This window comes from Shewanella sp. A22 (assembly GCF_053850585.1).
This window is the reverse complement of sequence record NZ_JBSQBN010000017.1, coordinates 25869-45079: the sequence shown is the minus strand read 5'-3', so window position 1 is coordinate 45079 and position 19211 is coordinate 25869. Positions and strand designations below refer to the sequence as shown.

The following is a 19211-nucleotide window of genomic DNA, read 5'->3' as shown; positions in this document are numbered from 1 at the left end:
GATGCTGGAGGTAGAGTAACGCAGGAGCTTGTTACCGAGGATCACTATTCGCTTCAATCATCTGCCTTGCCTACAGCACTTTGAACTCCCGCTGAAAGATCACATATTTAATAGGATTGGTATTACTAGAAATAGTACAATACTTTATTATAAATGAAAGTTGTTGTTGGAATAGATTGATAGTCTTTCTCTATTAGCTTAATTGATTCTATTCATTATCCATTTGTTGCCCGCTTCTTTAGACTTAGCTTATGTAGTCCATTTATACACTAGGTTTAACATGAGCAGCCATACACGCTATCGATTCAGGCAATTTAAACACCCATCGCAACCAATGACCGCTTTAATTGCTGAAGGCGGGGGGCAGCGTGGTATTTTCACTGCGGGGGTGTTGGATGCTTGGTTAGACGCTGAATTTGATCCATTTGATCTTTTCATCGGCACATCTGCTGGTTCACAAAATCTTACAAGCTTTCTATCACGCCAAAAAGGTTATGCAAAGCGGTTGATCCGTGGCTTATCACGTCATAGACGTTTTTATCAGCTGGGCCGTGGTTTGGTTGGTGGACACATCGTTGACTTAGATTGGTACTTTGATAAAACCATTCGTGGAAGTTTTGCATTGGACTTTGATGCTGCAGCTAAGATACTCGGTCAGCGGCAGCTGCTGATCACTGCAACAAATTCAAGAGATCGGCAAGGTTATTTTTTAAGCCCAAGCAATAACAGTGATCACTGGCGCGAGTTGTTAAAAGCATCGAGTGCGTTGCCATTTTTATACAAGCAAGGGGTGAAGTTAACTCCTTGGTTAGCGACAAACGCTGCTAATCAAGCAGATGGGAGCATCAATAATATACCTGAAGACTTTTACCTTGACGGCGGGCTCGCAGCACCACTACCTGTGCGTGAAGCTTACGAGCGTGGCGCACGAAAAATTGTTGTTATTCGTACCGTTAATGCCGACTTTCAGGCGCAGTCTGCCTGGGTACATAAATTAAAGTCATGGATTTGTGTTTCAGGTTATTGCCCAAAAACGATTGATTATTTAGTGCAACATGAACAAGCATATCAAGATGAGTTAGCGTTTATTGATAACCCACCAGATGATGTCGAAATAATGCAGATATTTTCCGATGGTCATTTACAAAGCAAATTGTTAGGGAGCACAGACATTGATTTACGTCATGACTATCGTGCTGGATTAATCGCGGGCGACACTTTTTTAAAGCAACAACCAAGTATAGTGCGAAGGGCCAGTTGACCAGTTGGGATATTTTCAGGTGTAGTAAGGTTCTGAGTGGGGGGAGTATTAAAAAGAAGTCACAAACCTAACTCGGTTATCTTTATAGAGATAAGTGTGTCGTAGCGTATTAACGAAGCAGCAGCTGGCGCCTTATGATATGAAAAGTAAACCGTTTAACCATTCAATATCAAGAGATATCGAATATTATCCACTATCAATATTTCGTTGTGGTTAAGCTATCAAACGGGGAAAAGCTCAGTAACAAAAAACGCACTCGATTGAGTGCGTTTTGGGTTGCGACTAATGGGTTAGATTAGTGGCGGAACATCGCAGAGATTGACTCTTCGTTGCTAACGCGACGGATCGCTTCAGCTAATACCGCAGACATGGTTAACTGAGTCACTTTAGCCACTTTAAGCATTTCAGGGCTTAAAGGTACTGTATCGGTCACAATCACTTCATCAATGACTGAATTCTCAATGTTTTCAGCTGCATTACCTGAAAAAACAGGGTGAGTTGCATAAGCAAACACGCGGTTAGCACCATGTTCTTTTAATGCTTCAGCTGCCTTACATAAGGTACCACCAGTGTCGATCATGTCATCAACAATGATACAGTCACGACCTTGTACATCACCAATAATGTGCATGACTTGAGCAACGTTTGCTTGTGGGCGACGCTTATCGATGATGGCAAGATCTGTATCATCTAGAAGCTTAGCGACGGCACGAGCACGTACTACACCACCAATGTCTGGAGACACAACAACAGGATTCTCTAATTTTCTGGCGAGCATGTCTTCAAGTAACACAGGGCTACCGAACACGTTATCAACAGGGACGTCAAAGAAACCTTGAATTTGTTCAGCGTGTAAGTCACAGGTCAGTACGCGGTCAACACCCACGCTTGATAAGAAATCTGCAACCACTTTTGCTGTAATGGGGACACGTGCACTGCGTACACGGCGGTCTTGACGAGCATAACCAAAGTACGGAATAACGGCAGTGATACGACCCGCTGATGCACGACGTAATGCGTCAACCATGACGATAAGCTCCATGAGGTTATCGTTAGTTGGTGCACAAGTAGATTGGATGATGAATACATCCGCACCACGTACATTCTCGTTTATTTGAACACTGATTTCACCGTCGCTGAAACGGCCTACAACTGCGTCGCCAAGTTTGCAAAATAAACGATCGGCAATCTTGGTGGCTAGATTTGGGGTAGCGTTACCAGCAAAGAGCTTGATGTCGGGCACTTTATGAACCTCAGGTGTTTGCTTTACGGTTAAAGGCTAGATCAATTTTACGTGTTGTCACTCAAAACTGACCCAGAAGATATTATGTTGTTAGAGCTGCTCAAGTCTTATTTTTAATGGTGACTTGTTCATCCCTTTTGCGACAAACCCTCGCATATTAGCCGGTAATTTGGCTAAAGCATTTAGGGCTTGTTGCGAATGTGTAAATTCCCCAAACACGCATGCGCCTGTTCCGGTCATTCTCGACGGCGCATATTCTACCAGCCAGCTTAAGGCATTGGCAACTTGACGGTGCCTAGTTGTGACTAATTTTTGACAATCATTACTCCATTGTTGGGTCATTAAGCTGTCCATGCCTAATTTAGGTGTATTACGAGGTAGATCGGGATCTTGAAAAATATCCTTTGTTGAAACATGCACATCAGGGACGATGACCAAATACCAGTGTTGTGTAGGCTCGGCAGTAATAAGTTGCTCCCCGACACCTTCAGCAAATGCAGATAAACCATTAATAAAAACAGGAACATCAGCACCAAGCGTTAAACCTATTTCAGCTAGTTCTTGCATTGATAGATTGGTTTTCCATAATGCATTTAAAGCCACTAATGTGGTTGCCGCATCAGACGAACCACCGCCTAACCCGCCTCCCATTGGCAATAATTTTTCTAACCAAATATGCGCACCACCGGCATAATTAGTGTGATTTTTGAGAGATTTTGCGGCCTTAAGAATTAAGTTATCGCTGTCAGCGACAGAATTAGAAATAGTTGAATGAAGAATGAGCTCTGATGTATCGGTGATTTGAAAGTCAAGATAATCACAATGGTCTATAAATTGAAATAATGTCTGTAATTCGTGATACCCATCGGCGCGTTGCCCAGTGACATGCAAAAATAAATTCAGCTTTGCGGGAGCAGGCCAACGTTTTGAAATCGCCGGATTTTGTGAGTTTGTTGATGTCATGTTCGTTTAACTGCCTTATTGATTAACCCCTATTGGGTTTTGGCTGCTACAGCATTCCACTGATTATTTTGAATTTTTATTTGTACGTCTTCACGCTCAATCTTCAACAATTTAGGCACAAGTGCACCACTTTGTTGTTGCCAGCTAATAAAGTTCACCGACCAATTGGCATGGGGATCGTAACTGATTAATTGTTTGATGGTTCCGTCAGGATGATAACTAATGATTTTATCATTACCGCCTATTTGTCCTGTGATCCACAAGGGGAGGCTATCTAATGGAATTGACCATCCGCTGATACCTGTCAGTAAATCTTGGGCATTACTGTCGCGGTAGGTTTTTCCGTCAACCTCAAGTGTTGCCATGCCTTGATTTGTCTTTAGGGTTAACACTGTTGTGCCCAATACCGTTGTTAGGCGTAAATCATTTGCGCTAGGTTGATGTAACCAATACAGGTTGGTGCTGAATGTATCTTCAGATGTCTTGACTGCTATTTTTCCTTGGAGCTCCCAGGCTTTAGCTTGTGCAGCACTGGTCACGTTGATAGGGCTAAAATCTTCAGATGGAGTAACGCTACAGCCAGCTGACAAAAGCAATACAGAAAAAAGACAGGTATGAAATAACGATAAAGATAAACGCAATGGATTGCCTAGCGGTTGCTTAAGATACGCTTATGATACTGGGCTTAAGGCATTATGTAAAAATGCTTTTACCAAAATTAATGTGATATTAATGTAATGGTTTGCATAATACAGATGCAATCAATCTATAAATATTTAGACATTTATTCGGTTTTGTTAAGCCAATTGTGTTTTTAGTTGGTTCAATTCAGTAGAATAGCCTAATTAACGTCACCGAAAAGAACTTGATATCGTCTAATGAGCCTAGTAGCAATCGGGATAAACCATAAAACCGCCACGGTAGATTTGCGTGAAAAAGTCGCATTCTCTCCAGACCGCATTCATGACGCCATGAAAAGTTTGGCTAGTCGCACCCGAACGGGTGAGGCCGTTATTGTGTCTACCTGTAATCGTACTGAGCTATACTGTAATAATGCCGAGAAAGAAGACATTATTGAATGGTTACAGGATTATCATAACCTAGAACACAGTGATCTAATGCCGTGTATCTACGCTTATGAAGAGCAATTTGCCGTCAAACATTTAATGCGAGTCGCATCGGGTTTAGATTCATTGGTTTTGGGTGAGCCGCAGATTTTGGGGCAAGTCAAACAAGCCTTTGTTAAAGCCAAAGAAGCGGGCACTATAGCATTAACCATTGATCGCCTATTTCAAAATACCTTCTCCGTGGCTAAAAAAGTGCGTACAGAAACTGAAATTGGCGCAGCCGCTGTTTCTGTTGCGTTTGCTGCAGTGAGTATGGCGAAGCATATTTTCTCATCGTTGAGCACCACTAAGGTGTTACTCATTGGTGCGGGAGAAACCATTGAATTAGTTGCTAAGCATTTGAAAGACAATGGTGTAGCTTCTATGGTGGTTGCCAACCGTACCATAGAGCGTGCTCAAGCGATGTGCGAAGAGTTTAATGCGACAGCAATAACTTTAGAGCAAATACCAGACTTTCTCCCTAAAGCGGATATCGTGATATCCTCCACCGCCAGCCCGTTACCTATTTTAGGTAAAGGCATGGTTGAAAAAGCGCTAAAACGGCGTCGTCACCAACCTATGTTGTTGGTCGATATTGCAGTTCCAAGAGATATTGAAGCAGAAGTCGGTGAGTTAGACGACGCATTCCTTTATACTGTAGACGATCTGCATAGCATAATTGAACAGAACATGGCTTCCCGTAAAGAAGCCGCCGAGCAAGCAGAATTAATTACTGAAGATCAATCGCACATTTTTATGGAGTGGATTAGATCTTTAGAGTCAGTCGACAGTATTCGCGAATATCGCAGCCAGAGCTTGGCGATTAAAGATGAGTTAGTTGAGCGTGCCTTGAATAAAATGTCTCAAGGCAGTGATTGTGAACAAGTGATACTAGAGTTAGCCAATAGGTTAACCAATCGTTTGATACATGCACCCACTCAAGCGCTCACATCTGCAAGCCGTCAAGGCGATTTGAATACGTTAGGCCAATTAAGAACTGCGCTTGGTTTAGATAAAAACTAAGGTTAGCGAGCTAAATGAAAGAATCCGTTATCCGCAAGCTTGAAGGCTTGCTCGAGCGTAATGAAGAAGTATTAGCGTTACTCAGTGATGCTAGCGTGATTGCGGATCAAGACCGTTTTCGTGCATTATCGAAAGAATATTCTCAACTTGAAGAAGTTGTCAGCAGCTTTAAGGCATTTCAACAAGCTCAGAAAGATTTTGACTACGCCAAAGAAATGCTTGAAGAAGACGATGCTGAAATGCGCGAAATGGCGCAAGATGAGTATAAGCAATCAAAACAAGTGTTAGAAAAGCTAGAAGATGAGCTTCAAGTCTTGCTCTTGCCAACAGATCCAAACGACGACACCAATGCATTTCTTGAAATTCGTGCTGGTGCAGGTGGCGATGAAGCCGCTATTTTCGCGGGTGATTTATATCGTATGTATTCGAAATACTGCGAAACAAACCGCTGGCAAATGGAAGTCATGAACCTGAACGAAGGCGAACATGGTGGCTTTAAAGAAATTATTGTCAAAGTTAGTGGTGACGGTGCTTACGGTAAGCTAAAGTTTGAGTCTGGCGGACACCGTGTTCAACGTGTGCCTGAGACGGAATCTCAAGGCCGTGTTCACACTTCTGCTTGTACGGTAGTGGTGTTGCACGAAGTACCTGAAGCTGAAGCTATCTCGATTAACGCAGCCGATCTTAAAGTTGACACTTTCCGCGCATCAGGTGCGGGCGGTCAGCACGTTAACAAAACCGACTCAGCGATTCGTATTACTCACATTCCATCAGGGATTATTGTTGAGTGCCAAGACCAACGTTCACAGCATAAAAACCGTGCTCAAGCAATGAGTGTGCTCGCGGCGCGTATTCAAGCGGTTGAAGATGAAAAAAGACGAAGTGCAGAAGAAAGCACGCGTCGTAGCTTAGTGGCTAGCGGAGATCGTTCTGAACGTATTAGAACATACAATTACCCACAAGGCCGTGTAAGTGATCATCGTATCAATTTAACGCTATATCGCTTGAACGAAGTGATGGAAGGCGACTTAGATGCCTTACTTGATCCTATCATGCAAGAACATCAAGCCGACATGCTTGCAGCGTTAGCTGACGACTAAGGAGTGCTCTTGACTCAGTCTTCGTATTCAACCATCGCAGAAGCCCTTCAATGGGCTTATTCACAATTAGCCTCAACTTCTGAATCTGCACACGTAGATGCAGAAGTGTTGCTGTTGCATTGTTTGAATAAAAATCGCAGCTTTTTATACACTTGGCCTGAACGACAACTGACTAGTGAGCAATTTAAAGCCTACAATCAGATGGTTATTAAGCGCCAAAAAGGAACGCCGGTAGCGCATATTATCGGTGAGCGAGAGTTTTGGTCTTTACCCTTTATCGTTAACGACTCAACCCTTATTCCACGAGCTGATACCGAGATTTTAGTTGAGACCGCATTGAACTTATCCGTGCGCCACAATGCCAAAGTATTGGATTTAGGTACCGGAACGGGGGCTATTGCGTTGGCCCTAGCGTCTGAAAGGCCAAAATGGCGTATTACTGCTATTGATAAAGTGTTTGATGCTGTCGAATTAGCCAAAGCGAACCGTGCAAACCTTAATTTACCTGAAGTAGAAATCATTCAATCAGACTGGTTTTCTGCCGTAGATCAACGTGATTTCGATTTGATCGTTTCTAATCCACCTTACATTGATGAAGCAGATGAACACCTTCATTTAGGGGATGTGCGCTTTGAACCTCAAAGTGCGCTAACCGCTGGCAATGAAGGCTATGCTGATTTGTTCTATATTGCTGAACAAGCACGTGATAGATTATTGGCTGGTGGTTACTTATTACTTGAACACGGTTATGAACAGGCCATTAAAGTGCGTGAAAAGCTCATTGAGCTTGGTTATCAAAACGTTGCGACAGTGCGCGACTTTGGCAGTAATGATCGTTGCACCCTAGGACAATGGGTTGATTAGCCATTCCATAATAAGCAACATTTACCCTTCTTAATAAATAGCAAAAATCACGATATTGGTATCCGGCTGGTTGATAGAGTAAACTAGCCGCCTTTTATTTTACCTTTTTAAATGAGACTTAATTAATGGAAACATTTTACAGTTTATATCCTGCGGTAAAACATACTCATATGACGTTAGTTTTATTGAGTGTGATATTTTTTATCACCCGTTTTGTTTTACATTTGCGTCAGTCTCCGGTGATGGAAAAAAAGTTTCTTAAAGTGGCGCCGCATGTAGTGGATACTTTTTTATTACTGTCTGGCTTCACTCTTTGTTTTATGATCCAACAGTTTCCTTTTGTGGATCCATGGATGACAGAGAAAATCATCTGTGTAGCGGCATATATTGCTCTCGGCGTTATGGCACTTAAATCTAACCGAAATAAATTGTTTAAGTTTTTTGCTTTTATTGGTGCAATTGGTTGGGTAGTGTTAGCGGCTAAGCTTGCTTATTTTAAACAAGTCGTATTGATGGGTTAATTGGTTTTAATGGCAAAATATCTTCTTGATGATGCAGTTTCAATTCCTGAAACGGCATTTGAGCTCTCTGAACATCTAGGCTTTTCAACCTCCAAACCTGCTATGTGGGCGTGGTATGAAATGGCCGGTTCAGTTTTGAGTCACTACGTTGTTGACCAACAAGCTCGGCTTGATGGTCTGTTTAAGTGGTTTTACCAGGATTTAGGTTTTTGTGCTCGCGACGACTATTATAGTGTCGAGGCGGCAGATTTAAACTATTGCGTATTAAAGCGCCAGGGTAATAGTACCACCTTATCAGTATTGTTAATGTTACTGGCTAAGCAGCTCGATTTATCACTCGAGGCGGTTTTATTACCGGGTAATACAATATTAAAAAGCCAAATAAATGATGTCATTAGATATCATGACCCACTTACCGGTAAAGAGCTTAATCGTCATCAATTGCATGCCTTCGTTCGCGGAGAGTTGGGCAATGCTGCTAAATTAAAACCGAGCCACCTTAAAACGGCCACGTTAAAGCGATTAATTAGCCGCATGTTACATGAGCTTAAAGCAGGTTGTATCGTTAGTCATCAATTTGAAAAGGCAATGGAATGCTGTAATTTATTATTACAATGGCATCCAGATGATGTACATCTTAATCGCGAGCGGGCTTTTATTGCCCAGCAATTAGGTTGTATTAAAGTGGCCATGTCTGATTTGCAACACTTCATTGATTTGAGTCCGCATGACCCAGTGATTGAACTGGTTAAGATTCAATTAAAGGAACTTAGTCAACATACGCAGGTATATCATTAATCAGCTGCTTATGCTGCTTTGACTTAACGGTAAAGCAGCTTTTGTTTGTATAAAAGGGGAGTCGGTTGATTGCTCATTATCAATCGACAACTTATACGCATTGAGTCGTAATGATTTTTCATAATAATAACAATTAAAACTATAATGTATTTGTAAGGGAGAACACTGCATGACAACGTCAGCAATGGTGAGCAATGATGCCACCGCACTGGGTTTACTCGCCGTTATTCTAGGTTTTGTTTTTTACACTAGCTCATCCACCCACCCATTTTGGCAAAAATTCTATAAATTTATTCCCGCATTATTATTGTGCTATTTTTTACCTTCATTATTAAATACCTTTGGTGTGATTGATGGCCATACATCGCAGTTGTATTTTGTTGCCTCACGGTATTTATTACCTGCATGTTTAGTGTTACTGATTTTAAGTGTCGATTTAAAAGCGATTTTAAGTTTAGGCCCTAAGGCCGTCATTATGTTTTTAACTGGCACACTCGGGATTGTTATTGGTGGACCCATTGCATTGTTGAGTGTATCAATCATTGACCCATCGTTACTCGGTGGTCATGGACCTGATGCGGTATGGCGCGGCATGACAACCTTAGCGGGTAGTTGGATTGGTGGTGGTGCTAACCAAGCCGCAATGAAAGAGATTTATGAAGTTGGTGGCGAAATCTTCTCTGTCATGGTGACAGTTGACGTTATCGTGGCCAATATATGGATGGCAGTATTGTTGTTTATGGCATCGAAAGCCAAAGAGATTGATGCCAGAACCGGTGCTGATACTACGGCAATTGAGGCATTGAAACAAAAAGTAGAAAAGTATCACGCTGAAAACTCGCGTATTCCTTCACTTCGCGACATCATGATGATTGTGGCCGTTGGTTTTGGGGTAACAGGCTTTGCACATTTTGCCGCAGATTTCTTAGGTCCATTCTTTGAAGCTAACTACCCATGGACAGAAGATTACAGTTTAACGTCTAAATTTTTCTGGTTAGTGGTGATTGTCACAACCATTGGTTTAGGGCTTTCGTTTAGCCCTGTTCGCCACTTGGAAGCTGCTGGTGCATCTAAAATCGCTTCAGCATTTTTATATATTTTAGTCGCGACCATTGGCTTGCATATGGATGTGTCTAAAATTATGGATACGCCAATATATTTCCTTATTGGTATTGTATGGATGTTAGTGCACGCAGGGTTCATGCTGCTGATTGCGAAACTCATAAAAGCGCCATTGTTTTATATGGCAGTTGGCAGTCAGGCAAACGTTGGCGGAGCCGCATCGGCCCCTGTGGTGGCCGCAGCATTCCACCCTGCATTAGCACCTGTTGGGGTGTTATTAGCTGTATTTGGTTATGCATTAGGTACATACATGGCGTGGCTATGTGGTCAGTTATTACAAATTGTTGCAGCGTAATGCGCTAAGAGGATCAAATGGATCAAAAAATTATTCAATTAACTAATAATGTTCAAGTTGCTAACGATAAACCGTTCGTGTTATTTGGCGGTATGAACGTACTTGAATCACGTGATTTGGCGATGTCAATTGCAGAGCATTATGTTGAAGTGACGCAAAAACTTGGCATTCCATACGTGTTTAAAGCGTCGTTTGATAAAGCTAATCGCTCATCAGTAAACTCGTACCGTGGTCCTGGTATGGAAGAAGGTTTACGTATTTTTGAAGAAATAAAATCAACGTTTAATGTACCAATGATCACCGATGTTCACGAAATTGACCAATGTGCACCAGTAGCAGAAGTTGTCGATGTTATTCAGTTACCTGCTTTCTTAGCTCGCCAAACTGACCTTGTGGTCGCGATGGCGAAAACCGGTGCTGTGATCAATGTGAAAAAGCCGCAGTTTTTAGCGCCGCACGAAATGCGCCACATCATTACCAAGTTTAATGAAGCGGGTAATGACAACATTATTTTATGTGAACGTGGCAGTAGCTTTGGTTATAACAATCTAGTGGTTGACATGCTAGGCATGGATGAAATGAAGCAAACAGGTTATCCAGTGATCTTTGATGCTACTCATGCTCTGCAACGCCCTGGTGGACGAGCAGATTCTGCTGGTGGACGTCGTGCACAAGCAACCGAACTTGCACGAAGTGGTATGGCATTAGGGTTAGCGGGCTTATTTATTGAGGCACATCCAGATCCTGACAATGCAAAATGTGACGGTCCATGTGCACTACCACTGCATTTATTAGAAAAATACCTAACGCAGATGAAAGCGGTCGACGATTTGGTTAAGTCATTTGAGTTTATCGATACCAGCAAGTAATTGGCTGGATTGCACTTAGTGGTTATTAGTATTAATTAGTGCACAGTGAGTTCTAATCAATTTAGCCATTATTTGTGTCTTTAATCTAGCTGACAAGATAAGCTAATTGTCCTTGTATAAGCCCTGACTTTTTACAAAGTTTCAGGGCTTTTTAGTCGTTGGGATTAAACAATGTGGATTCTATTTACCTTTCTCGCTGCATTTATGCAGGCATGGCGTAATGCATTTCAAAGTAAGCTCAGTAAAGAAGTCAGTGTTGCAGGTGTGACTTTAGCGCGATTTATCTGGGCAGGTCCCATTGCAGCCTGTTATTTGTTTGGACTACATCAATATCAACCCAGTGCATTACCGGAGTTTAGTAGCAGCTTTTGGGGCTTTGTGATTGGTGCTTCCTCAATGCAAATACTGGCAACAGGTTTGATGGTGAAGCTGTTTAAAATGCAAAATTTTGCCATAGGTGCAGGTCTTGCAAAAAGTGAAGCCTTAGTCGCAGCAATCCTTGGGGTGTTCTTTTTCGGTACTCAATTATCCCTGCTTGGTTGGATTGGCGTTACTGTGGGCGGTATAGCGGTGATGTTGTTAAGTAGCAAACAAGGCTTTAAACATTTATCCCTTAAAACGGTATTGTTAGGCCTCGCATGTGGCAGCTCCTTTGCGCTGACATCGCTATGGGTACGCGAAGCTAGTTTAACACTGCAAGGGCCATTCACACATCGTGCAGCATGGGTATTACTTTGGGTGATAGGATTACAAACAATAGTACTCATTGGCTATCTATTGGCGAAAGATAAATCGACGCTAGCAGCTTTGTGGCAACGACCTAAATTAACCTTGGCAATCAGTGTCACCAGTTGTATCGGTTCAATCGGTTGGTTCAGTGCTATGTCGTTGCAAGCTGTGCCTTATGTTAAAACGTTAGGCCAAGTTGAAATATTTTTCACACTAATCATTGCGGTGTTTTGGCTTAAAGATAAAGTGAAAATTAATGATGTAGCCGGCTTAGTGTTAATTGCCATCGCAGCAATTTTGGTTATGTGGAGTTAAGTTGTTAGTATCAACCCGTTTATGCTTATTTGGGTAGGTTTATCACATCTTGAATATTGAATAGATACGAGAGAGCGCATTGGGGTTAAGATTGACTGAGTTGTAAAACCTGCTCGAGTAAAGACTGATTATTTGGCACGCTAAGGTGATGCAACTGAGCTTGCTGGCAAATATAACCATTAATATAATTAATTTCAGTCAATCTGTTATGTGCGACATCTTGATACATAGATGAATAATTTTCTGCGGTTAAATTAATCACCAAATAAACCCGCGCGCTGATCGCAGCCTTATCTAATATGATGTCATCATATTTTGCCACTTGTACTAACTCATCAATAATGGCACTGATCTGTGATTGATATTCTGTTGCTGCCAATTGGCCATTAGCACAGCGGTGTAGTGCCGTTAACGGGTTTATCACCGCATTAATGGCCAGCTTTTGCCATAGCACTGGGATCACTGGCAGATGCCACTCAATGGGTTGATTGTCACTGTGCAATTGAGTGATATATTCTTTTAGCTTAAGTGGCATCTCTGGGCCACAATAATGACCTAGTTGAGTGACGCCAACGCCACTGTGTTTTACCTGCCATTGGGTTAATTTTAACGCCGCTTGTGATGTTGTGCCTAAACTTAATCCCATTTGGGGAAAGTGTTTAAGTGATGCGGCAACCGTTAAATGCGGCCCTAAACCGTTATGCAGCAATACAATATGGCACTGAGGTGACAGCTTTTCTAGCAAGGGTAAAAGAGCCTGAACAACTTGATATGCTTTCACACATACCAGCAATAATGTAACTTGTGCTAAGCGGTTATCACCAGTGCCTAATATTGTTGTTAGTGTTTCATGGGGTTGCAGCTTAAGGTCAATAAAGCACAATTGTTGCTGAGAGGTTTGCTTGTCTCGACCAATAAACATCACATTAGGTGCTTGAGCAATAATGGACAGTTTGTGATACATCAATTGTCCAATAGCTCCTGCCCCCAATATCGCAATGGTTGCTGTATTATTGTTTGTGGATGAGATTGGTAATTCAGATGTTTTTGTCATCACGTATTAACGATTCACGCGTAATTTACGGTATTGTAAAATAACAAAGTGCAGTAAGTAAAATAGAGCAATCCCGACAAAATCGGCTATAACATCGGCAACGGATGCACTGCGATAGGGTAAACGAGATTGGATCAGTTCAATTAGTACCGCATAGGAAGCCAATGCGGTACATAAAAAATACCAACGAGGTTTAAACGCGTAATGAGCAAGATAAGACAGTGCGAAAAAGCTGCCTAAATGGCCCACTTTATCCATGTTAGCAAAAGTCTGTGGATAGCTCGGCTTTGAAAAAACCAGATAACTAGTCACAAGGACGGCGATAACTAATGCAAGTTTAAAAACGTTCTTATAAGTGATCACGAGCGTAACATTAGCCTTGTAAAGCGAGAATATCGCTAATAATAAGAAACCTACTTAAAATTGTCACTCATTAACCACTTTGGAATGAAATAATTGTTCAATAGGCGGGGAGATATCGGGTGTTAATGGCAAATATGTATTTGTTAAACTCAATTATAGTAGGCTTTCCAGGCTCGTTATTAGTAAAAATAACTGTTTAGTTATTTTTTGTTAATTAATCTGTTGTTAGCGTTAAATATCCCACCGCGATGACATCTCTGGTTGCGCTCTACTATCCTGTTAATGACTCCTAGTGTAAAATAACTCGGTATAAATGTTATGAATCAAAGAGGAAAGCAACATGCCATCGATGGATATTGTGTCGGAAGTGGACGAAGAAGAATTACGAAACTCAGTAGAAAACTCTCGCCGTGAAGTTGCGAGTAGATTTGATTTACGTGGCAAAGACATCGAAATAGATTACAAAGACAATGTTGTTACACTAAAAGCTGAAGATGATTTTATTTGTAAGCAACTTGTCGACATTCTGCGTATGCAGCTGAGTAAACGTAATGTTGACCCATCCGCAATGGAAGTCGATGACAAAACGATTCATAGCGGCAAAACATTTAGTTTAAAAGTTAACTTTAAACAAGGTATTGACTCTTTAGTGGCTAAAAAGTTGGTTAAAGTCATCAAAGACAGCAAGCTTAAAGTACAAGCTGCCATTCAAGGCGACTCCGTGCGTATTACTGGCAAAAAACGTGATGACCTACAAGCTGTTATGCGCCTAGCCAAAGAATCCGAACTCGGACAACCATTCCAGTTTAATAACTTTAGAGATTGACTCTGAATTGACTAATACTGCAGTGACACGTGCAGCAAAGGTTACCAAGCCGATATAGAAAACGTATCGGCTTTTTTGTCGAATCGATGGGAATAAATAGAGCTGATTTTTGGGATATGCCTTCGGCCGCTAAGGTCGTGGTGCTTGGCTTTTTGCACAGCGAAATTAAAATGCATAAAATAAGCAGTATAAAAGCAGAAATATCTTAATGCCCTCCTTAAAAGGTTTAATAAGAACAAACAACTAGCAAAAAACACTGTATAAAAACAACTACCGTAAAGAAGTGAATTCCTATAGCATAAAACATACAGATTGATGTGGATGTGGTAAAGGCAAATAAGCGACTTATGCCTTGCAAATATCGCAACGCATAAATGCTAAAAAAATTATGTTTTGATTCATTATATGAGGATCGTATATGTTCGCCGGAGTAGCTATGTTAGCCATTATTTTTAAACTCGCAATTGTAGTCGGTATTATCATTTTTGCGGTAAAATTACTTAACCGCATTACCGACATTGCAGCATCTCAAAAATCTATAGCCGACTCTCAAGTTGAGTTAATTAATGTGTTAAGTAAAAAGCAATCAACTCAGGGCTCTGTTGACGTTTAACACCAACAAGGCTATAAAATAATTCTGGTCAAGAAAGTAGCATTTATTGGGCGCGCTAGCGCGCGTCTTTTATAGAGGAGTAAATGTAATCAAGCTGAACCATGATCGTCAGTATAATACCAATCCGCATTAGAATTTGCTCTTTTAGCGAAAATTATCAATGAGGTATTCGAGGCTGCCTTTTGAAGACCTAGTCATTCTCGGCAACTGCTCCTGCGTTGCTCTACCTCCTGCAACCAAGTATCCATGCAGTCGTACGTTAAGAAAGACTAACAAAGAAGACCACGCAGATAAATTCGCCCTTCGGGGCTGTGTCACAACCCCCATTACTGCTTCAAATGACTTTGATGTAGAAGACTATACCTACAGTCATTTTTATTGTACTGGGCCTAGTGATGCAGCCTAAAATAGATCATATTCTAATAAGGATTGGTATCACCATGGATTGGGACCTTACCTATTGTCATCTAAATAACATCTTAACTTAGTTAAAAAAGGTAGTGCATTAGCCAATTCTTCCTCGGTGAATACTTGCTTTAAAGGGGTAAGCTCATGAATCGCTCCCTTAATCGCTTGCTCTCTTATTTCTCTGCCTTTATCTGTTATATAAATACGTTTTGCTCTGCGATCATTGTTATCTTCCTCTACACTAACTAAATCAAGGGATAATAACCTGTTAATGGTATTGGTCATTGCCCCCTTCGTGACTTGGAACGATTTAGCTAAACTTGCCGGAGTTTGTCCATCTCCTAAACGTGAAAAATGATTTAACACTTTAAATTGGGATGCCTTAATACCTAGAGGCAACCCTTTTTCTAGTAATGTGGATGATAATTGGCTTACAATGCCTATCTCATTGAAAATTTGGAAGATAGATTCGATATCTTGTTCTTTCATTTACACTCTTTTGCCGATTTTCGCGGATAGATTAACTAATAATACACTGCTCTATGGGCCAGCGTGGACTGGCTTTGATATCTTCGCCATAACCTAATCGGGTTAACATTTGTACCCGTTCAGATGATGTAGTTCCCACTATATCATGGATATTTTCGTAAGTATTTTGCATTTCAGCATACTCCTGTAGGCCTTGGCTTACAGGGTGCATACGCAGTCCTAATGCTGTGGCGGCTAGGTTGGCTCTTATATAATTCCGCCCAGCATCGATTTGTGATTTGCGATTGTTGTCTTTGGTGGTTATCCACATATAACCTTTTGTTGAAGAGAGTGTGCTTATCACATCTTGTATGCCTTGTTGGTAAGTGGATGAAGTCATATCCATTAAGTTCTCGTGAGTGACGATGCCCATGTGTCGAAGGGCTATCATCAAATGGCCATCAAGAGCGATACCATCAGGTTGTGCTTTTATTTCATCAGTACCAATGCGCATTAATTTAGCACTTTCTTGGTATACACGTTTAGTTTGCATTTCTATTGCCATAGCTTGCATTGTTTCTTTGCGCATTTTTGCAATAAAAGTCTGGCAATGATTGCTGTGGATCTTGGCTCCATCTACCTGTGCAGACCCCAACTCATTAAGCACGTTGGCTTCTATGTCTTTATTCTCGTCAAACACATGTTTATATGACCTGCGATTTAGTACGTGCTTAAATAAAGGATCGGGCGTTGCACCTTTAAAAAAGTGTATGTTTGCTATGGGTTTTTCATCCAATTGTTGGTTCTCATTGTTAACTCCTTGAGGAAACCAATCAAACTCCACCCTATAGTTGTCGTGAGATGCTGCTTGAGATAACAGCTCACAAAAACATCCCAGGCCTATTAATATTTGCCGATTGAACGGATCGGTGTGTGGTAACAATTTATTCAAATCTAAGGAGAGTGTCATGCTTAACTCGTCATGCATTTCAATCAACCAAGGTTGTCTATTATGGGGGTTGGGCGCTAATATTGCCCATGAAAGAGCTCTCATTCTCGGTTCATTATATTGTGAACCGGCAATGTGCCAAGGTAAATTAGCCGCTGGACCTTTACCTAAAATATATAAACCACAAGTGACACTTGCAGCGGTGACAATGGCTGCACTTCCGGTTATTTTTAAAAAATTCCGTCGATTCATTTTCGGCTCCATAAGATTAACTAAATGGCAACAAGGTCTTGCTCTTCTTTAATCCTTAGCTGGCAGGCAAGTTTTTGTGTAATTCTTCAATAAAACGTTTAGCGGCTTGCTTGGTGGCTATTTTTGCTGGTTCTAACCTGTTATATCGGGCAGAAAATGCTGAAATGGGTGTCCAACTTGCAAAATTCATTTGAACAATTGAGCTGTTATTTTTTATATCAATGGCTTCAAACTCTGCTGCAATACCGCCACGATCTAGCGGAGCAAATAACAAGATAGTTGTTAACCAATTTAAAGGTACTGACACGGTTTCCACTCGTGTGATGGCTGCACGTATACGTATATCTGATAATCCGTTGTTTGGATTAATTTTGGCAAGCTCTTTTAATAACGCTGTACTGAGGCTGGTGGATATTTGATGTTTATCTTGCGCTGAGATAGTTTGATCATTTTCCATTTTCCAGCTAATCATGATTTTTTCTGAACCAGTACTTAGCGGCTTATGTTGTTCAGACAAAAAACCACTGTTGGTTGTTTGCATGCTAGAGCAGCCAAGCATCGTCGTTAATAGCAAACCAGAAAGAATTATCTTGTTAGTGCCCATAAGTTTATTCATTTTTATTCCACTTAGATTTATTGAGAGACCAAAAGTATGTTACTTATCGATTAAATGATTTAACGTTAAACCAATAAATTAAGTTTAACGTTAAACTATGTTTTGTCAACAATTTTATTTCTTGTTGAGCGAATAGGAACAGCTCATCTTTCAGCAATGCACTTTAAATTAAGTAAATAGAGTGGGGTATAGATTAAAAATTATTAAATAACAATTGTTTAGGTTGGGTTTGGGTTATTTGGGTCTAGAGTAAGTGCTGTATAGTGCTAAACGTTCTGGAAGAGGGCTTATTTTCATGTTAGCTTAAAAAGTAAGCATAATGCTTGGTTAATAAGTGAAGCAGGCTAACGCTTTTCTCGCTGAAGGGCTACAAATGGCGTCCAAGGGATAGAGGAGATACTTATGTACAGAGTCGTGTCAATTTTGAACCTCCAAATGTAAAAACAAACTATTTATCTACACCTTCGACTCGTGAGCTATATTATTATGTGTTTTCTCACTGACGATTACTCTCAATAGAAAAGGATTTTACATATGAAAACCCACGCCAAGACAACGCAAGATAATAAACGGCAATCGATATCGAACGGCCTTTCAGCAAAACACAGAGGAACAGGTTTTACTCTTCAGTTTGTGGATCATCGACCTGAGGTCATTGCTCAACGAAAACTACAAAATATAGCCAATGATTTCTCTTCTAATCGGCACGATCCAATACAGAAACAAGCAAAAGTAGCCAGGCGCCCGTTGGCGCAAGCTGAATATGATACAAGTGAGACTAATAGTTTGGTTAATGGCCGAGGTCTTTTACATCATGCACACATCATATTTGATAGAGGCTATGTGTTGCCTACAGTTGGGGCCAGTGATAACGTTGGTTATCATGCAATTGAAGGCGCATCAGGGCCAGGGGAACTGTTCAAGGAACAAGTACATACTAGGGGATATAGCGACATAAAAACGCTAAGTAATGATGATTACGAGGATAGGGTTCTTATTCAAAGCATTGGACGAAAAAATAATTTTGGAGAATATAAGTTAGGACGTCACGACTGCCAGTCTTGGGTAAAAGCAGTCGAAAGTGACTATTTAAAAACAAAGGACGCAGGAGTGGAAATGCAAACATTTACCGATATTAAAAATGACAAAGATGCTAACGCGAAAGTTAAATTAGATAACCTTCACGCACTCAATCCTGATGGTATCGAGTTAGAGGATATTTAACTGCAGATATCAAAAGCAATAAAGGCGATATTTTCAATTTGGTATTGCTGACAAATTTTGTCCCAAACGTGTTAAATGACATTTCTTGAAATAAATCGGGTTACACCTTGCCTACAGCACTTTGAACTCCCGCTGAAAGATCACATATTTAATAGGATTGGTATAACAAGTGCCGCGATCTTGCATCGAATAGATAACAGTGGAAAGTACTTAGTGACTGATTCTGCAA

Annotated in this window: 20 protein-coding genes; 12 read left to right on the top strand and 8 right to left on the bottom strand. The window is 41.0% G+C overall.

Annotation, left to right across the window (positions count from 1 at the left end; translation table 11 throughout):
• The first annotated feature begins 280 nt into the window (after nt 1-280).
• Nucleotides 281-1261 carry a patatin-like phospholipase family protein gene (locus ACWXWT_RS05235; protein ID WP_456040559.1) on the top strand — a complete coding sequence of 327 codons (981 nt, stop codon included), beginning with the start codon at nt 281-283 and terminating at the stop codon, nt 1259-1261.
• Nucleotides 1262-1556: 295 nt separating this feature from the next.
• On the opposite strand, the gene ACWXWT_RS05230 is transcribed toward ACWXWT_RS05235, so the two are convergent.
• From ACWXWT_RS05230 to lolB, 3 genes are all read right to left on the bottom strand, one after another.
• Entirely contained in the window at nt 1557-2504 is a 948-nt protein-coding gene (locus ACWXWT_RS05230; RefSeq protein ID WP_456040558.1) for a ribose-phosphate pyrophosphokinase, read from the bottom strand.
• Nucleotides 2505-2594: 90 nt separating this feature from the next.
• On the bottom strand, nt 2595-3467 hold the full coding sequence (ispE, locus tag ACWXWT_RS05225) for a 4-(cytidine 5'-diphospho)-2-C-methyl-D-erythritol kinase (protein WP_456040557.1): 873 nt from the start codon (nt 3465-3467) through the stop codon (nt 2595-2597).
• A 29-nt stretch (nt 3468-3496) separates the two neighbouring features.
• Nucleotides 3497-4108: a lipoprotein insertase outer membrane protein LolB gene (gene lolB, locus ACWXWT_RS05220; RefSeq protein ID WP_456040556.1), complete on the bottom strand. Its 612-nt coding sequence runs from the start codon at nt 4106-4108 to the stop codon at nt 3497-3499.
• A gap of 237 nt (nt 4109-4345) precedes the next feature.
• Between lolB and hemA the strand changes: the two genes are divergently transcribed.
• The 8 genes from hemA to ACWXWT_RS05180 all read left to right on the top strand — a co-directional run bounded on the left by hemA (nt 4346) and on the right by ACWXWT_RS05180 (nt 12209).
• On the top strand, nt 4346-5596 hold the full coding sequence (hemA, locus tag ACWXWT_RS05215) for a glutamyl-tRNA reductase (RefSeq protein ID WP_456040555.1): 1251 nt from the start codon (nt 4346-4348) through the stop codon (nt 5594-5596).
• 14 nt (nt 5597-5610) lie between these two features.
• A complete protein-coding gene (gene prfA, locus ACWXWT_RS05210) occupies nt 5611-6696 on the top strand; it encodes a peptide chain release factor 1 (protein WP_456040554.1) in 1086 nt (361 codons plus the stop codon).
• A gap of 9 nt (nt 6697-6705) precedes the next feature.
• Entirely contained in the window at nt 6706-7560 is an 855-nt protein-coding gene (gene prmC / locus ACWXWT_RS05205; RefSeq protein ID WP_456040553.1) for a peptide chain release factor N(5)-glutamine methyltransferase, read from the top strand.
• Between the two features lie 125 nt (nt 7561-7685).
• On the top strand, nt 7686-8081 hold the full coding sequence (locus ACWXWT_RS05200; RefSeq protein ID WP_456040552.1) for a SirB2 family protein: 396 nt from the start codon (nt 7686-7688) through the stop codon (nt 8079-8081).
• Nucleotides 8082-8090: 9 nt separating this feature from the next.
• On the top strand, nt 8091-8879 hold the full coding sequence (locus tag ACWXWT_RS05195; protein WP_456040551.1) for a SirB1 family protein: 789 nt from the start codon (nt 8091-8093) through the stop codon (nt 8877-8879).
• A 169-nt stretch (nt 8880-9048) separates the two neighbouring features.
• A complete protein-coding gene (locus tag ACWXWT_RS05190) occupies nt 9049-10296 on the top strand; it encodes a DUF819 family protein (RefSeq protein ID WP_456040550.1) in 1248 nt (415 codons plus the stop codon).
• A 17-nt stretch (nt 10297-10313) separates the two neighbouring features.
• Nucleotides 10314-11165 (top strand): 3-deoxy-8-phosphooctulonate synthase, encoded by an 852-nt coding sequence (gene kdsA / locus ACWXWT_RS05185; RefSeq protein WP_456040549.1) that lies wholly within the window; start codon nt 10314-10316, stop codon nt 11163-11165.
• Nucleotides 11166-11336: 171 nt separating this feature from the next.
• Nucleotides 11337-12209 carry a multidrug transporter gene (locus tag ACWXWT_RS05180; RefSeq protein WP_456040548.1) on the top strand — a complete coding sequence of 291 codons (873 nt, stop codon included), beginning with the start codon at nt 11337-11339 and terminating at the stop codon, nt 12207-12209.
• 85 nt (nt 12210-12294) lie between these two features.
• Here the strand turns inward: ACWXWT_RS05180 and ACWXWT_RS05175 are convergent, their stop codons facing one another.
• Complete coding sequence (locus tag ACWXWT_RS05175) at nt 12295-13263, bottom strand: ketopantoate reductase family protein (RefSeq protein ID WP_456040547.1); 969 nt, start codon at nt 13261-13263, stop codon at nt 12295-12297.
• Between the two features lie 6 nt (nt 13264-13269).
• Nucleotides 13270-13626 (bottom strand): VanZ family protein, encoded by a 357-nt coding sequence (locus ACWXWT_RS05170; protein WP_456040546.1) that lies wholly within the window; start codon nt 13624-13626, stop codon nt 13270-13272.
• Nucleotides 13627-13966: 340 nt separating this feature from the next.
• Here ACWXWT_RS05170 and ACWXWT_RS05165 point away from each other — a divergent pair, with 340 nt between their 5' ends.
• Nucleotides 13967-14452 carry a YajQ family cyclic di-GMP-binding protein gene (locus tag ACWXWT_RS05165; RefSeq protein WP_456040545.1) on the top strand — a complete coding sequence of 162 codons (486 nt, stop codon included), beginning with the start codon at nt 13967-13969 and terminating at the stop codon, nt 14450-14452.
• A 418-nt stretch (nt 14453-14870) separates the two neighbouring features.
• The gene (locus tag ACWXWT_RS05160; protein WP_456040544.1) at nt 14871-15065 is read left to right on the top strand and encodes a hypothetical protein; all 195 of its coding nucleotides are present in this window, start codon (nt 14871-14873) and stop codon (nt 15063-15065) included.
• A 453-nt stretch (nt 15066-15518) separates the two neighbouring features.
• Here ACWXWT_RS05160 and ACWXWT_RS05155 read toward each other — a convergent pair whose 3' ends face one another.
• The 3 genes from ACWXWT_RS05155 to ACWXWT_RS05145 are packed head-to-tail and all read right to left on the bottom strand — an operon-like array spanning nt 15519 to nt 17758.
• Complete coding sequence (locus tag ACWXWT_RS05155; RefSeq protein ID WP_456040543.1) at nt 15519-15962, bottom strand: MarR family winged helix-turn-helix transcriptional regulator; 444 nt, start codon at nt 15960-15962, stop codon at nt 15519-15521.
• Nucleotides 15963-15993: 31 nt separating this feature from the next.
• The gene (locus ACWXWT_RS05150; RefSeq protein WP_456040542.1) at nt 15994-17142 is read right to left on the bottom strand and encodes an Acg family FMN-binding oxidoreductase; all 1149 of its coding nucleotides are present in this window, start codon (nt 17140-17142) and stop codon (nt 15994-15996) included.
• A 55-nt stretch (nt 17143-17197) separates the two neighbouring features.
• Complete coding sequence (locus ACWXWT_RS05145) at nt 17198-17758, bottom strand: hypothetical protein (protein ID WP_456040541.1); 561 nt, start codon at nt 17756-17758, stop codon at nt 17198-17200.
• Nucleotides 17759-18292: 534 nt separating this feature from the next.
• On the opposite strand from ACWXWT_RS05145, the gene ACWXWT_RS05140 reads away from it, so the two are divergent.
• Nucleotides 18293-18982: a hypothetical protein gene (locus ACWXWT_RS05140; protein ID WP_456040540.1), complete on the top strand. Its 690-nt coding sequence runs from the start codon at nt 18293-18295 to the stop codon at nt 18980-18982.
• Nucleotides 18983-19211: the final 229 nt, after the last annotated feature.

What these genes read in the sequence shown, in the direction of transcription:
- ACWXWT_RS05235 (WP_456040559.1), top strand. Translation starts at nt 281, where the DNA reads ATGAGCAGCCATACACGCTATCGATTCAGGCAATTTAAACACCCATCG.
- ispE (WP_456040557.1), bottom strand. Translation starts at nt 3,467, where the DNA reads ATGACATCAACAAACTCACAAAATCCGGCGATTTCAAAACGTTGGCCT.
- hemA (WP_456040555.1), top strand. Translation starts at nt 4,346, where the DNA reads ATGAGCCTAGTAGCAATCGGGATAAACCATAAAACCGCCACGGTAGAT.
- prfA (WP_456040554.1), top strand. Translation starts at nt 5,611, where the DNA reads ATGAAAGAATCCGTTATCCGCAAGCTTGAAGGCTTGCTCGAGCGTAAT.
- ACWXWT_RS05200 (WP_456040552.1), top strand. Translation starts at nt 7,686, where the DNA reads ATGGAAACATTTTACAGTTTATATCCTGCGGTAAAACATACTCATATG.
- ACWXWT_RS05195 (WP_456040551.1), top strand. Translation starts at nt 8,091, where the DNA reads ATGGCAAAATATCTTCTTGATGATGCAGTTTCAATTCCTGAAACGGCA.
- ACWXWT_RS05190 (WP_456040550.1), top strand. Translation starts at nt 9,049, where the DNA reads ATGACAACGTCAGCAATGGTGAGCAATGATGCCACCGCACTGGGTTTA.
- kdsA (WP_456040549.1), top strand. Translation starts at nt 10,314, where the DNA reads ATGGATCAAAAAATTATTCAATTAACTAATAATGTTCAAGTTGCTAAC.
- ACWXWT_RS05180 (WP_456040548.1), top strand. Translation starts at nt 11,337, where the DNA reads ATGTGGATTCTATTTACCTTTCTCGCTGCATTTATGCAGGCATGGCGT.
- ACWXWT_RS05175 (WP_456040547.1), bottom strand. Translation starts at nt 13,263, where the DNA reads ATGACAAAAACATCTGAATTACCAATCTCATCCACAAACAATAATACA.
- ACWXWT_RS05165 (WP_456040545.1), top strand. Translation starts at nt 13,967, where the DNA reads ATGCCATCGATGGATATTGTGTCGGAAGTGGACGAAGAAGAATTACGA.
- ACWXWT_RS05160 (WP_456040544.1), top strand. Translation starts at nt 14,871, where the DNA reads ATGTTCGCCGGAGTAGCTATGTTAGCCATTATTTTTAAACTCGCAATT.
- ACWXWT_RS05155 (WP_456040543.1), bottom strand. Translation starts at nt 15,962, where the DNA reads ATGAAAGAACAAGATATCGAATCTATCTTCCAAATTTTCAATGAGATA.
- ACWXWT_RS05150 (WP_456040542.1), bottom strand. Translation starts at nt 17,142, where the DNA reads ATGAATCGACGGAATTTTTTAAAAATAACCGGAAGTGCAGCCATTGTC.
- ACWXWT_RS05145 (WP_456040541.1), bottom strand. Translation starts at nt 17,758, where the DNA reads ATGAATAAACTTATGGGCACTAACAAGATAATTCTTTCTGGTTTGCTA.
- ACWXWT_RS05140 (WP_456040540.1), top strand. Translation starts at nt 18,293, where the DNA reads ATGAAAACCCACGCCAAGACAACGCAAGATAATAAACGGCAATCGATA.